This is a genomic window from Kitasatospora sp. NPDC042419 (genome assembly GCF_056437345.1).
This window is the reverse complement of sequence record NZ_JBWKAW010000005.1, coordinates 133705-146169: the sequence shown is the minus strand read 5'-3', so window position 1 is coordinate 146169 and position 12465 is coordinate 133705. Positions and strand designations below refer to the sequence as shown.

Sequence of the window (12465 nt, the reverse complement as noted above, 5' to 3'; positions counted from 1 at the left end):
GCGTAACCCGGGCGCCCCGCGCCGTAGGCACGGCCGCCATGCGAACACCGGAGCGGCGAGGGCCGGTCAGATGTTAGTGTGAGCGACTGGCTACCGGGGATCCTTTCCTCCGGGGCAGCGGCGCGAAGGAGGTGGTTGCGGTGGATACCAGCCGACCATGCAGTACCGGCAGCTCTACCCGGCCCGGACGCCTTCCCCGTACCCCTCGCCACGCGGGCTGAAACAGCGGGCCTGAGAAACCTCGGCAGCAGCTGGACCAGTCGCCCCGCACCGACGGCACGGCGGTTTCCGGTCCGGCCGGGAGAGCACCCTCACCGACGTCCGGTCGTTCCGTCTCGCGTGCCCCAGCAAGGCCGAGGACCGACCGCAGGCGCCGGATTCCATCGGTGTTCCTCTGCCGTCGCACCACGGCCACCCGTCACCGCGCCGCCGTGCGGCGGCTCCTGCCCAAGGGAGCCTGCCATGTCGATGATCAACAGCCTGCGCGCAGCCGTCCGCACCAACCGCCGTCGCTCGGCGTCGGCGCTGTTCGACACGATCCACCCGGGCCAGAGCCCTTCCGCGGTGGTGGACTGCGCGGTCTACCAGGACGGCAAGCGCCTGGGCGAGAGCTGCAGCCCGCGCGAGGCGGCCCGGCTGGTCAAGGCCTCGAAGCAACTGCCCGACGGCTCCGGGTCGTTCAGCTGGATCGGACTGCACGAGCCGACCGAGGCGGAGTTCGAGGGGATCGCGCAGCGGTTCGGGCTGCACCCGCTGGCGGTCGAGGACGCGGTGCACGCGCACCAGCGGCCGAAGGTCGAACGATACGACGACGTACTGTTCGCCGTCTTCAAGACGATCCGGTACGTCGACCACGACCAGCTCACGCCGACCAGCGAGGTGGTCGAGACCGGCGAGCTGATGGTGTTCGCCGGGCGGGACTTCGTGATCACCGTCCGGCACGGCGGACACAGCTCGCTGAAGGCGCTGCGGCACCGGCTGGAGGCCGACGCGGACGGCACCGGGCTGCTCGGCAAGGGCCCGTCGGCGGTGCTGCACGCGATCGCCGACCAGGTGGTGGACAACTACCTGCTGGTCGCCGACCGGCTGCAGACCGACGTGGACGAGATCGAGTTCGACGTCTTCTCCAACCGGGGCGGCCGGGGCACCGACGTCGGCCGGGTCTACCAGCTCAAGCGCGAAGTGCTGGAGTTCAAGCGGGCGGTGGCGCCGCTGCTGCGGCCGATGCAGCAGCTCTCGGAGCCGCTGCAGCGGCTGGTCGACCCGGAGATCCAGAAGTACTTCCGGGACGTCGCCGACCACCTGGCCCGGGTCACCGAGCAGGTGCACGGCTTCGACGAGCTGCTGAACTCGCTGCTCCAGGCCAATCTGGCGCAGGTCTCGGTGGCGCAGAACGAGGACATGCGCAAGATCACCGCCTGGGCGGCGATCTTCGCCGTGCCGACCATGATCACCGGCGTGTACGGCATGAACTTCGACTACATGCCGGAGCTGCACCACCGGTACGGCTACCCGATGGTGCTCGGCAGCGTGGTGCTGATCTGCGTCGGGATGTACCGCGGCTTCCGCCGCAACGGCTGGCTGTAGGCGCCGCGCCACGGCCGGCCGCGGGGCGGCGCCCGCGGCCGACGGCCCCGACCGGAAGCCGCTACCGGCGACCGGCCCGGGCGACCAGCACCAGGCCGAGCAGGATCAGCACCACCGCCGGGTAGGCGGCCACCGGGGGCCACTGGCCGAGCCAGAGCGCGGCGATCAGCGCGGCACCCGGGGTCTCCAGCAGCACCGCGGTGGAGGTGACCGAGGGGCCGAGCGTGCGCACCACCCGGTTGCTCAGCGAGTGGCCCAGCAGCTGGGCGGTGACCATCAGCAGCACGATCTGCCACCAGGCCCCGGCCGGCCAGCCGGACAGCGGCGTCCCGGCGGCCAGGCAGACCGCCAGCAGGACCACGGCGGTGGTGGTGTAGCAGACCAGCGTGTACGCGGTGGTGCTGACGGTCCGGCGGACCTCGGCGCCGAGCAGCACGTACCCGGCGGCGGCCAGGCCCGCGCCGAGCGCGAGCGCGTCGCCGGCCAGGGCGCGCGGCGAGAGCGACAGGTCGACCCCGGTCAGCACCAGGACGCCGGCGAACGCCACCGCCATCCCGAGCCAGACCATCCGCGGCGCCCGCACCCCGAGCAGCCGCATCAGCAGGATGGTCCAGAGCGGGGTGGTGGTGACCAGCGCGGTCGCCGAGGCGACCGAGGTCATCCGCAGGCTGGGCATCCAGAGCGCGAAGTGGACGGCGAGCAGGGCGCCGGCCGCGACGGCCAGCAGCAGCGCCCGCCGGGAGATGCCGCGCAGCTCGGCCCGGTGGCGCAGCAGCGCGTAGGGGCCGAGCACGCCGACCGACATGACGTTGCGCCAGAGGGCGATCGCCAGGGCGGGCGCGGCCGTGGCGCTGATCAGCGGCGCGGACAGCGAGATGCCCGTGACGGAGACGGCGAGCAGCAGCAGGTCGAACCTGGGGAGCGGCTGCGAACGGGCCCCGGCGGGCCCGGCGGTGACGGGCCCGCCGGTGACGGGCCCGCCGGTGACGGGGACGTCGGGGACGGCGGGGGCGGCGGCGGTCTCTGGCGGGACGGCGGGCACGGCGCTCCTCTGCTTCGGAGTGAGGGGTGCGGGGCTGGCGGCTCCTACCGTAAGGCCCGTGCGGCGGTGACGGAACTGTCGCCCGAACCGCGAGACATCGCCCGGACGGCTCAGGCCGTACGCTGTGCGCCATGGACCGTACGCCTGCCGCAGCCGCGACCGCCGACGACTTCCTCGACCGGGCCCTGCTGGAGGAGGCCGCGAAGAAGTCCGGCCTGCTCTGGGTCCGGGCGGACGGCCAGGAGCACGGCCGGGCGGTCTGGCACGCCTGGCACGACGGCGCGGTCGTGGTCGTCGGCGACGGCGGCGAGCAGCCGCTGCACGGACTGACCGGCGGAGCGGGCGCGGTGGTGACCGTCCGGAGCAAGGACAAGGGCGGCCGGCTGACCGGCTGGCCGGCCCGGGTCGTCGAGCTCGCACCGGGGAGCGAGGCCTGGCTGGGCGCCGTCGAGGAGCTCAAGGGCAAGCGGCTGAACGCGCCCGACACCGACACCATCGCCGACCGCTGGGCCCGCGAGTGCCGGGTGCTCCGGCTGGAGCCGGCCGGCACGGCGGGCGGCGAACTCACCGAGTACCCGGGCGCGATGCCGGACGCCTCGCACGCCGCCGCCCCGATGCCCACCCCGGCCACCACCCGGCGGCCGATCCCGGCCGGCCTGCCGAAGCTGCTGTTCAAGCGCCGCAAGGGCTGAGCCCGGCCGCGCGCCCCGTACCGCCGACCGTCCCGCGCTCCGACCGCGGGCGCGGTACCCGACACCCCTCCCGACACCCCTCCCGCCGCCGCCCCGGCACCACCCAGGCGCCCGATTCGCCCCGGTTTCCACCGAGCCCGGGCACCGGTCCACGAGTAGCCTTGGCCGCGGGGCGTGCCCGTGCACCCGTGCGCCCGACCGGGCGTCGAGCGAGGCGAGGGAGTCCATGGCAGGGGCAGGCAGCCGGGTCTTCATCTCGCACCTCTCCGGCGTCGCCGTCTTCGACCCGATCGGCGACCAGGTCGGCCGGGTCCGGGACGTGGTGGTCACGCTCCGCCTCGGCGGCCGCCCGCCCCGGGTGCTCGGCCTGGTCGTCGAGGTGATCGGCCGCCGCCGGATCTTCCTCCCCATGACCAGGGTGACCAGCCTCGAATCCGGCCAGGTGCTGACCACCGGCGTGATCAACATGCGCCGCTTCGAACAGCGCCCGTCCGAGACCCTCGTCCTCGGCGAACTGCTGGACCGCACCGTCACCTGGAGCAAGACCGAGCAGGACGTCACCGTCCTGGACGTCGCGATGGTGCAGACCCGGCTGCGCGAGTGGGAGATCAGCAAGGTCTTCGTCCAGGTCGGCCGGCCCGGCCGGCTTCGCAAGTCCAAGGGCGAGACGCTCACCCTGGACTGGAAGGACGTCACCGGCTTCGCCCTCGCCGAGGAGAACCAGGGCGCCGCCAACCTGCTCGCCACCTTCGACCAGCTGCGCCCCGCCGACCTCGCCAACGTCATGCACCACCTCTCCGCCAAGCGCCGCGCCGAGGTCGCCGCCGCGCTCGACGACGAACGGCTCGCCGACGTCCTGGAGGAGCTGCCCGAGGACGACCAGGTCGAGATCATCGGCAAGCTCAAGGACGAACGGGCCGCCGACGTCCTGGAGGCGATGGACCCGGACGACGCCGCCGACCTGCTCTCCGAACTGCCCGGCGACGAGGCCGAGCGGCTGCTCCAGCTGATGGAACCGGAGGAGGCCGAACCGGTCCGCCGCCTGCTCACCTACGAGGAGAACACCGCCGGCGGCCTGATGACCACCGAGCCGATCGTGCTGGAACCCGACGCCACCGTCGCCGAGGCGCTGGCCCGCGTGCGGGTCTCCGACAACAAGCCCGCACTGGCCGCACAGGTCTTCGTCTGCCGCCCGCCCAACGAGACGCCGACCGGCAAGTACCTGGGCACCGTGCACTTCCAGCGGCTGCTGCGCGAACCCCCGTACACCCTGGTCGGCTCGCTGGTGGACGACGACCTCGACCCGCTGCCGCCGGACACCCCGCTGACCCTGATCACCAGCTACCTGGCGACCTACAACATGGTCGCCGCCCCCGTGGTCGACGAGGCCGACCACCTGGTCGGCGCCGTCACCGTCGACGACGTCCTCGACCACCTGCTGCCCGAGGACTGGCGCGAGGCCGCCCCGCACGGGCCGGCCGACGAGAGAGAGGTGACCGGTGGACGCTGACCGCAAGGGCCGCCGGGACGACACCCCCCGCCAGCGCCTCCAGGGCGAACTGCGCCAGCTGCGCGAACTGCGCGCCCGCGAACGCGGCCGCACCCAGCGCGCCGAACCCCCGGCCCCCGGCGGCGGCCGCAGCCGGCTCGACCAGCCGCGCACCACCCGCCCCGGCCTGATCACCCTGCCGACGTACGATCCGGAGGCCTTCGGCAAGCTCTCCGAGCGGATCGCACGCTTCCTCGGCACCGGCCGGTTCATCGTCTGGATGACGATCGTGGTGGTCGTCTGGGTGGGCTGGAACACCGTCCTGCCGGACCAGGTGCACTTCGACGACTACCCGTTCATCTTCCTCACCCTGATGCTCTCGCTCCAGGCCTCGTACGCGGCGCCGCTGATCCTGCTCGCACAGAACCGCCAGGACGACCGGGACCGCGTCAACATGGAGCAGGACCGCGCCCGGAGCGACCGCAACATCGCCGACACCGAGTACCTCACCCGCGAGGTGGCCGCCCTGCGCCAGGGCCTCGGCGAGGTCGCCACCCGCGACTTCCTCCGCTCCGAACTCCAGTCCCTGCTCAAGGAGATCGACGAGCGCCGGGAGGCCTCCGAGGTGCTGTGACCCTCGGCACCGCTACCGACGGGTCAACCGACACACCCGGCGCCGTACCATCGAGACATGGCCAACGAGACAGAGGTCGCGGCCGGCGTCACGGAAGAGTCCGTACGCCAGGCGCTCGCGACCGTCAACGACCCGGAGATCAACCGCCCGATCACCGAGATCGGCATGGTGAAATCGGTCGGGATCGACGAGGGCGGCGCCGTGCGCGTCGCGGTCTACCTGACCGTCTCCGGCTGTCCGATGCGCGACACCATCACCGCCCGGGTCCGCGAGGCCGTCGGCAGGGTCCCCGGCGTGACCGGCGTCGAGGTCGAGCTCGACGTGATGAGCGACGAGCAGCGCAAGGAGCTCTCCCAGCTGCTGCGCGGCGGCGCCCCCGAGCGGGAGATCCCGTTCGCCAAGCCCGGCACCCTGACCCGGGTCTACGCGGTCGCCTCCGGCAAGGGCGGCGTCGGCAAGTCCTCGGTCACCGTCAACCTCGCGGCCGCGATGGCCGCGGACGGCCTGAAGGTCGCCGTGGTCGACGCCGACATCTACGGCCACAGCGTGCCGCGCATGCTGGGCGTCGAGGGCCGGCCCACCCAGGTCCAGGACATGATCATGCCGCCGCAGGCGAACGGCGTGAAGGTCATCTCGATCGGCATGTTCACCCCGGGCAACGCCCCGGTGGTCTGGCGCGGCCCGATGCTGCACCGCGCGCTCCAGCAGTTCCTGGCCGACGTGTACTGGGGCGACCTGGACGTCCTGCTGCTGGACCTGCCGCCCGGCACCGGCGACATCGCCATCTCGGTGGCCCAGCTGGTCCCCAACGCGGAGATCCTGATCGTCACCACCCCGCAGATGGCCGCCGCCGAGGTGGCCGAGCGGGCCGGCACCATCGCGGTGCAGACCCACCAGAAGATCGTCGGCGTGATCGAGAACATGTCCGGCATGCCCTGCCCGCACTGCGACGAGATGATCGACGTGTTCGGCACCGGCGGCGGCCAGACCGTGGCCGACGCGCTCACCCGCACCGTCGGCGCCACCGTCCCGGTGCTCGGCTCGATCCCGATCGACGTCCGGCTGCGCGAGGGCGGCGACGACGGCCGCCCGGTCGTCCTGGCCGCCCCCGACTCCCCGGCCGCCGCCGCCCTGCGCGCCGTCGCCGGCAAGCTCGGCGGCCGCCAGCGCGGCCTCTCCGGCCTCTCCCTCGGCCTCACCCCGAAGAACAAGTTCTGACGCGTCGCCAGGGGCCGTGAGGCCGTGGAAGGGGCCCGCCGGTATCCGGCGGGCCCCTTCGTGCGCACCGCGGGCTACGGGCGGGTGTAGGCGGTCAGGTCGGGGACGGTGGCGAAGCCGGCGCCGTAGGCGCTGACGCCGCGGCCGTAGGCGCCCAGCAGGACGCCGGGGGCCTCGCCGGCCAGGACCCAGCCGTACTCGGACTCGCGGTAGCGGAACGGCTGCGGCAGGCCGTTGACCGGGAGGCTGAGGGTGGACCAGCCGGGGCCGGCCAGGTCGTCGGCGAGGTCCCAGGCGAGCCCGGACTGCTGGTCCAGCCAGTCCTGGCGCCGCGCCCGGTCCAGCTGGCCCGGCCAGGTCGCGGCGAGCAGGCCGGAGCCGGCCAGCCACGCGGCGGAGGAGGCGGAGGTCGCCTCCAGGGTGCCGGTGTTGTCGGCGCTGCGCCGGCTGTCCCGGCGGGCCACGGTGACGACCACGGCGAACTTCCGCACGTCCCGCGGCTCGTACTGGCGGGCCGGCTCCTCGCCGTGCCCCAGGCTGCCGTAGTCGACGCTGCCCCTGGCCCCCGCGCGCGGGCCGGCGGCACCGAAGCCGCCGGGCTGCAGGTAGCGGCGGCCGGTCCAGCCGTCGTCCAGGCCGTACCAGGGGAAGTCCGCGGACAGGTACGGCACCAGCGGGTCCGCCGGACCGGCCTGCCCGCCGACCACCGGTCCGCCGGCCGTGGCCGTTCCCACCGCCTGACTCGTCGTGTCCATCCCCGGGCCTCCTCAACCGCACGTGTCCTGCCGTGGCGCGCTCCCATCGTGGCGTACCGCGGCGTCCCCGCCGACCGTCTTCGGTCCGGAAGGGACCGGAAAGTGACAGACGGCACAGCGGGAACAATCAGCACAATAGCGGCGCACACGCCGCCGCCCCGCTCAGCCGTGCGGCCGGGCGGGGCGGTGGTTCCGTCGGGCGGGCGAGTCACCCTGCCCCGAGCCGAAGGGCCGCGCCGGCGCCGACTGTCGGCACCGGGTCGAGCGGCCCGGAGGCGAGCGGGCGAGTCACAGCTCAGGTGGCGTCCGGGTCGAACGGGGGGCGCTCGCCGGGCTGCAGCGGGGTGCCGGCGGAGGCGGCCACCGGGGCCGCGACCGAGGACTTGTCCACCGAGACGGTGCCGACCCGGCCGTGGCCGTTCACGGCGGCGGCGGGCTTGTCGTCCAGCACCGAGCGGATGTCGAGGCTGTCCCGCATGTCCTTGAGGCCCAGCGGGTCCTCCTCGCCGCCCATGAGCTGCTTGCGGACGAAGGTCTTCGGGTTGAGGTCCTCGAACTCGAAGTCCTTGAACTCCGGGCCGAGCTCGCTGCGGATGTCCTCCTTCGCGGTGTCGGCGAAGGAACGGATCTTCCGGATGAAGCCCATGGTGTCCTGGATCAGCTTCGGCAGCTTGTCCGGACCGAAGATCACGATGGCCATGATGGCCAGGGTCAGGACCTCCAGTGTGCCCACGTCGCTGAACACCAAAGCTCCCTAAGCTCGCGATCGGACAACGTCCCTCACAGCGTAATGGCCATCGGCGGGTTCACGACCCCCCGTGTGATGAAGCCGTGGTGAAGACCCGCCGATGACCGTGGCCGCAGGGGCCGCCGTGGTCTACCTGTTCTCGTGGTGCAGGCCCGCGACCCCGGAGCTCGGGGTCCGGTCCGGCACCTCGTGCGGTGTGTGGGCGTCCCGGGTGACCGCCACCGGGCGGACCGGGAAGTCGACCGGCACCTGGGCGTTCATCGGGACCAGTCCGCCGCCGCGGCCGTTGCCGCCGGCCGGGCTGATCGTGGTGCCGTGCTGCTCCTCGCCCGGGCCGGCGAACCCGCCGACCCCGCCGAGCGTCACCGCGGCGACCGAGAAGGCGCCGGCGGCGGCGAAGACGAAGCGGCGTCCGCGCGGCGGCGCCTGCCGCACCACCGGGGCCGCCGCGGCCAGCGGCTGCGGGCCGACCGGGGCCACCGGGCGGGCGGTCCGCCGGCCCATCAGCGGGCGCAGCACCGAGCCGCCGCGGCCGAACGCCCGCGGGTCGACCCCGGGCAGTGGCGCGTCGGCGCCCAGCGCGCCCGCTCCGAAGGAGGCTCCGGCGCCCCGGCCGAACGAGCCGCCGTCCAGCCGGCTGCCGCCGAGCGTCCCGGCGGCCGGCACGCCGCCGCCGGGCAGGTCGTCGTCGTCCCGGCCCGGACGGTCGGCCGGGGGCCGCTCGTCCTCCGGGAGCGCCCCGACGGCCATCAGCCGGGCCATCAGCGAGGAGGACGGGCCGGGGGTGCCGGTACGGGTGAGCAGGTGCTTGACGGCGCGGCCCTCGTCGGCCTCGGCGAGGCACTGCGGACAGGTGGCGAGGTGGGCCTGGACTCGGTCGCGCGAGTCGTGGCCGAGTTCACCGTCGACGAAGGCGGAGAGCCGCTCCCCGAGGTGGTGCTCCTCCGCGGCCGGCTCGACCGGGCGGACGGCGACGGCGCGCAGTGCGGGTTCGCCCGGCGCGGCGGCCCGGCCCCGTTCCGGCTGGGCTTCCCCGGCCGGGTCGGTCCCGTCGTGGCCGCGCCGCCCCAGGGCGGCCCAGCCGCTCCGGCGGGCCGCGGCCCGTCCGGGCACGTCGGAGGAGTGGCCCGGCCCTGACCGGCCGGTTGCGCTCACGATCGCCTCCGCCCGCGACCGCCCGGCCCGGCGGGGGCCTCGCCCACCGCGGCGCCGACCGGCACCGGCTCCTCGGCGCCGCCGCCGCGGCGCTCGCGGCCGGGGGCCGCACCGGGCGCGCGGTGCTTGAGCGCGGCGCGCAGGTGCGAGCGTCCGCGGTGGATGCGGCTGCGGACGGTGCCGAGCTTCACGCCGAGCGTCGCGGCGATCTCCTCGTAGGAGAGGCCCTCGATGTCGCAGAGCACCACGGCGGCACGGAACTCGGGCGCCAGGGTGTCCAGCGCGTGCTGGACGTCGGCGTCGAAGTGGGTGTCGCTGAAGTGCTGGGCCGGGCTGGGCTCGCGGGAGGCCAGCCGCTCGGCCGCGTCCTCGCCGAGCGCGTCGAAGCGGATGCGCTGGCGGCGGCGGACCATGTCCAGGAACAGGTTGGTGGTGATCCGGTGCAGCCAGCCCTCGAACGTGCCGGGGGTGTACGTGGACAGCGACCGGAACACCCGGACGAAGACCTCCTGGGTGAGGTCCTCGGCGTCGTGCTGGTTGCCCGTCAGTCGGTAGGCCAGGCGGTAGACGCGGGCACTGTGGGCCTCGACGATCTCCTCCCAGCTGGGCGGAGTCCAGGTCTGCGCGTCAGGGCCCTCGGCGAAGGTCGCGAGGGCGGGGGCCTCGGCGGGACCGGCGGCCGGCGTCTCGGGCGCGGCGGCCGGCTGGTCCAGGGTGGAGTGCGCAGGCTGGTTCATCACGGGCTTCGGCGTACGGGCCGACGCGGTGCCGCGGGAGTGCCGCCGCACAGGAACGTCGCCCTCGGCCACACCTCCTCGGTCGGCTCTTCTGCCCAGCAGGGCCACCACCATATCCACCTCACCCGTCAAGCCCGGATAAAAGTGCCCGCGGCCGTCAAGCCGGAGAACTGGCCCGGGAGCGTCCCTTTCCCCGGGTCCCTGCCTCACCAACGGCCCGCCGCCGTACGCGGTTCCCGCCCGGCCAGTAATCTGTGGCAGGAAATATCGACATCCGCTCGGCGCCGGGCCGCCACCCGGGGCTCCGAAAGAGGCAGCCATCAGCGAGTTCGGGCCCGCGCGTGCGGCTCTCGCGGACACCTACGTCGGCGAGGACGCGGTGCTGACCTACGCCCGGGCACAGTCCGCGCGGACCGGAATCAGGGCGATCGGGCCCAGCGGCGGCGCCTGCCTGCGGCTGCTGGCGGCCGCGCTGGACGCCAAGGCGGTGGCCGAGATCGGCACCGGGACGGGCGTCTCCGGGGTCTACCTGCTGCGCGGGATGCGGCCCGACGGGGTGCTCACCACCGTCGACTCCGAGCCGGTCCGCCAGCAGTTGGCGCGGGAGGCCTACCAGGCGGCCGGTTTCGCGGCCAACCGGTCGCGGTTCATACCGGGCCGGGCGCTGGAGGTGCTGCCGCGGCTCGCCGACGGCCAGTACGACCTGGTGTTCTGCGACGGGGACCCGGCGGAGTCGCAGGAGTACCTGGCGGAGTCGCTGCGGCTGCTGCGGCCGGGCGGGATGGTCTGCTTCGAGGGCGTCTTCCAGGAGGGCCGACTGGCCGAGCCCGAGCAGCAGGACCCGCAGACCCGCTCGGTCCGCGACCTGGTGCGGGACGTCCGGGAGAGCGACAAGCTGCTGCCGGCGCTGCTGCCGGTCTCGGACGGGCTGCTCTGCGCCGTCAAACGCTGAGGGCCGTCTGCGGGGTCCGCCCGGCCGTGCGGCGGGCGGGGTCCGGCGGCCGTGCGGCGGGGCCTCCTGGGCCCCGCGGAGGCCCGGGAACCACAGAGCCCGGGCCGACGCGATCGTCGTACCCGGGCTCGGCGGCACATCTCCAGGAGATGGCGAGCACCTGCTGCGGTCAGCCGCAGGCCTTCTTCAGGGCCTCGCCGAGGGCGTCGGCCTCGTCAGGCGTGAGCTCCACCACGAGGCGTCCGCCGCCTTCGAGCGGAACGCGCATGATGATGCCCCGCCCCTCTTTGGTGACTTCGAGCGGGCCGTCACCCGTCCGCGGCTTCATGGCCGCCATGCTCGTTCCCCTTCCTGCAACGCTCAGCTACGCACCGGCAGTCCGTCCACCGCCGGTATCGAACGCATTGATCGGAAGCCATTATCCCGCATGCCACGGCCTGATGACCAACATCACTCTCGGTGCAACCTCGGCCGGACCGTCCCCAACCGTCGCATTTCCCGCCATAAGCCCCGGCGCGGCGGTGGTCCGTACGCCACCGGAAGGTGCGATACCTCACACTCCCCAGCCGGCCCCGGGCTCCGGCATCCTGGCACACGACGACCACCGTGCGATCACCGTGCGACGAGCAAGGGAGCCCTCGCCCATGTCCGATTCCGTGCTGTACGAACTGGACGGCGGCCTGGCCGTCGTCACCATCAACCGGCCGGAGGCCATGAACGCGCTGGACGTGGCCACCAAGGTAGCGCTGCGTGACATCGTGACCGCCGCCGCCGAGGACCCGGCGGTGCGGGCCGTCCTGCTGACCGGCGCGGGCGACCGGGCGTTCTGCGTCGGCCAGGACCTCAAGGAGCACCTGGGCATGCTCAAGCGGGCCGAGGAGACCGGCGAGGGCGCGCTGAAGACGGTCGCGGAGCACTACAACCCGCTGCTGCGGGCGCTGGCGGGGATGCGCAAGCCGACGGTCGCCGCGGTCGGCGGGGTGGCGGCCGGCGCGGGCGCCTCGCTGGCCTTCGCCTGCGACTTCCGGATCGTCTCCGAGACGGCCGGCTTCAACACCGCCTTCGCCGGGATCGCGCTGACCGCCGACTCGGGGGCGTCCTGGACGCTGCCCCGCCTGGTCGGGCACGCCAAGGCGACCGAGCTGCTGATGCTGCCGCGCACCGTGAAGGCGGCCGAGGCGATGGAGCTGGGCCTGGCCACCAAGGTGGTGCCGGCCGCGGAACTGGCCGCCACCGCCCGGGTGTTCGCCCGGGAGCTGGCCGAGGGCCCGACCGTGGCGTACGGCGCGATCAAGGAGTCGCTGGCGTACGGCGCCTCGCACTCGCTGAGCGAGCTGCTCGACAAGGAGGACGAGCTGCAGACGCTGGCGGGCGAGAGCGAGGACCACCGGATCGCGGTCCGCGCCTTCATCGCCAAGGAGAAGCCGGGGTACCTGGGGCGCTGAACGGCGCGCGT

13 protein-coding genes are annotated in these 12465 nt (G+C 73.9%); 7 read left to right on the top strand and 6 right to left on the bottom strand.

Going from position 1 to position 12465, the window contains the following annotated elements:
• Positions 1-462: 462 nt before the first annotated feature.
• Positions 463-1587 (top strand): magnesium/cobalt transporter CorA, encoded by a 1125-nt coding sequence (gene corA / locus AC067J_RS12810; RefSeq protein ID WP_478298424.1) that lies wholly within the window; start codon positions 463-465, stop codon positions 1585-1587.
• 61 nt (positions 1588-1648) lie between these two features.
• Here corA and AC067J_RS12805 read toward each other — a convergent pair whose 3' ends face one another.
• Positions 1649-2629, bottom strand: coding sequence for a DMT family transporter (locus tag AC067J_RS12805; protein WP_478298422.1), 981 nt, complete (start codon positions 2627-2629; stop codon positions 1649-1651).
• Between the two features lie 131 nt (positions 2630-2760).
• Here AC067J_RS12805 and AC067J_RS12800 point away from each other — a divergent pair, with 131 nt between their 5' ends.
• The 4 genes from AC067J_RS12800 to AC067J_RS12785 all read left to right on the top strand — a co-directional run bounded on the left by AC067J_RS12800 (position 2761) and on the right by AC067J_RS12785 (position 6662).
• Positions 2761-3321, top strand: a complete 561-nt coding sequence (locus AC067J_RS12800) for a hypothetical protein (protein WP_478298420.1) — start codon at positions 2761-2763, stop codon at positions 3319-3321.
• 226 nt (positions 3322-3547) lie between these two features.
• On the top strand, positions 3548-4831 hold the full coding sequence (locus AC067J_RS12795) for a magnesium transporter MgtE N-terminal domain-containing protein (protein ID WP_478298418.1): 1284 nt from the start codon (positions 3548-3550) through the stop codon (positions 4829-4831).
• A 67-nt stretch (positions 4832-4898) separates the two neighbouring features.
• The gene (locus tag AC067J_RS12790) at positions 4899-5444 is read left to right on the top strand and encodes a DUF1003 domain-containing protein (protein WP_478298944.1); all 546 of its coding nucleotides are present in this window, start codon (positions 4899-4901) and stop codon (positions 5442-5444) included.
• A 57-nt stretch (positions 5445-5501) separates the two neighbouring features.
• The gene (locus tag AC067J_RS12785) at positions 5502-6662 is read left to right on the top strand and encodes an Mrp/NBP35 family ATP-binding protein (protein WP_478298416.1); all 1161 of its coding nucleotides are present in this window, start codon (positions 5502-5504) and stop codon (positions 6660-6662) included.
• Positions 6663-6736: 74 nt separating this feature from the next.
• Here the strand turns inward: AC067J_RS12785 and AC067J_RS12780 are convergent, their stop codons facing one another.
• From AC067J_RS12780 to sigE, 4 genes are all read right to left on the bottom strand, one after another.
• Positions 6737-7417 (bottom strand): hypothetical protein, encoded by a 681-nt coding sequence (locus AC067J_RS12780; RefSeq protein WP_478298414.1) that lies wholly within the window; start codon positions 7415-7417, stop codon positions 6737-6739.
• A 295-nt stretch (positions 7418-7712) separates the two neighbouring features.
• Positions 7713-8162 carry a sec-independent translocase gene (locus AC067J_RS12775; protein WP_478298412.1) on the bottom strand — a complete coding sequence of 150 codons (450 nt, stop codon included), beginning with the start codon at positions 8160-8162 and terminating at the stop codon, positions 7713-7715.
• Positions 8163-8294: 132 nt separating this feature from the next.
• Positions 8295-9320, bottom strand: a complete 1026-nt coding sequence (locus AC067J_RS12770; protein ID WP_478298410.1) for a zf-HC2 domain-containing protein — start codon at positions 9318-9320, stop codon at positions 8295-8297.
• On the bottom strand, positions 9317-10171 hold the full coding sequence (gene sigE, locus AC067J_RS12765) for an RNA polymerase sigma factor SigE (RefSeq protein WP_478298408.1): 855 nt from the start codon (positions 10169-10171) through the stop codon (positions 9317-9319). Before sigE ends, AC067J_RS12770 begins: the two co-directional genes overlap by 4 nt.
• A 268-nt stretch (positions 10172-10439) precedes the next feature.
• Between sigE and AC067J_RS12760 the strand changes: the two genes are divergently transcribed.
• Positions 10440-11009: an O-methyltransferase gene (locus AC067J_RS12760; protein WP_478298942.1), complete on the top strand. Its 570-nt coding sequence runs from the start codon at positions 10440-10442 to the stop codon at positions 11007-11009.
• A 169-nt stretch (positions 11010-11178) separates the two neighbouring features.
• Here AC067J_RS12760 and AC067J_RS12755 read toward each other — a convergent pair whose 3' ends face one another.
• Positions 11179-11346: a DUF3117 domain-containing protein gene (locus tag AC067J_RS12755; protein WP_014137929.1), complete on the bottom strand. Its 168-nt coding sequence runs from the start codon at positions 11344-11346 to the stop codon at positions 11179-11181.
• A gap of 307 nt (positions 11347-11653) precedes the next feature.
• Here AC067J_RS12755 and AC067J_RS12750 point away from each other — a divergent pair, with 307 nt between their 5' ends.
• Positions 11654-12454, top strand: coding sequence for an enoyl-CoA hydratase-related protein (locus tag AC067J_RS12750; RefSeq protein ID WP_478298404.1), 801 nt, complete (start codon positions 11654-11656; stop codon positions 12452-12454).
• The last annotated feature ends 11 nt before the right edge of the window (positions 12455-12465 follow it).

What these genes read in the sequence shown, in the direction of transcription:
- corA (WP_478298424.1), top strand. Translation starts at nt 463, where the DNA reads ATGTCGATGATCAACAGCCTGCGCGCAGCCGTCCGCACCAACCGCCGT.
- AC067J_RS12800 (WP_478298420.1), top strand. Translation starts at nt 2,761, where the DNA reads ATGGACCGTACGCCTGCCGCAGCCGCGACCGCCGACGACTTCCTCGAC.
- AC067J_RS12795 (WP_478298418.1), top strand. Translation starts at nt 3,548, where the DNA reads ATGGCAGGGGCAGGCAGCCGGGTCTTCATCTCGCACCTCTCCGGCGTC.
- AC067J_RS12785 (WP_478298416.1), top strand. Translation starts at nt 5,502, where the DNA reads ATGGCCAACGAGACAGAGGTCGCGGCCGGCGTCACGGAAGAGTCCGTA.
- AC067J_RS12780 (WP_478298414.1), bottom strand. Translation starts at nt 7,417, where the DNA reads ATGGACACGACGAGTCAGGCGGTGGGAACGGCCACGGCCGGCGGACCG.
- sigE (WP_478298408.1), bottom strand. Translation starts at nt 10,171, where the DNA reads ATGGTGGTGGCCCTGCTGGGCAGAAGAGCCGACCGAGGAGGTGTGGCC.
- AC067J_RS12755 (WP_014137929.1), bottom strand. Translation starts at nt 11,346, where the DNA reads ATGGCGGCCATGAAGCCGCGGACGGGTGACGGCCCGCTCGAAGTCACC.
- AC067J_RS12750 (WP_478298404.1), top strand. Translation starts at nt 11,654, where the DNA reads ATGTCCGATTCCGTGCTGTACGAACTGGACGGCGGCCTGGCCGTCGTC.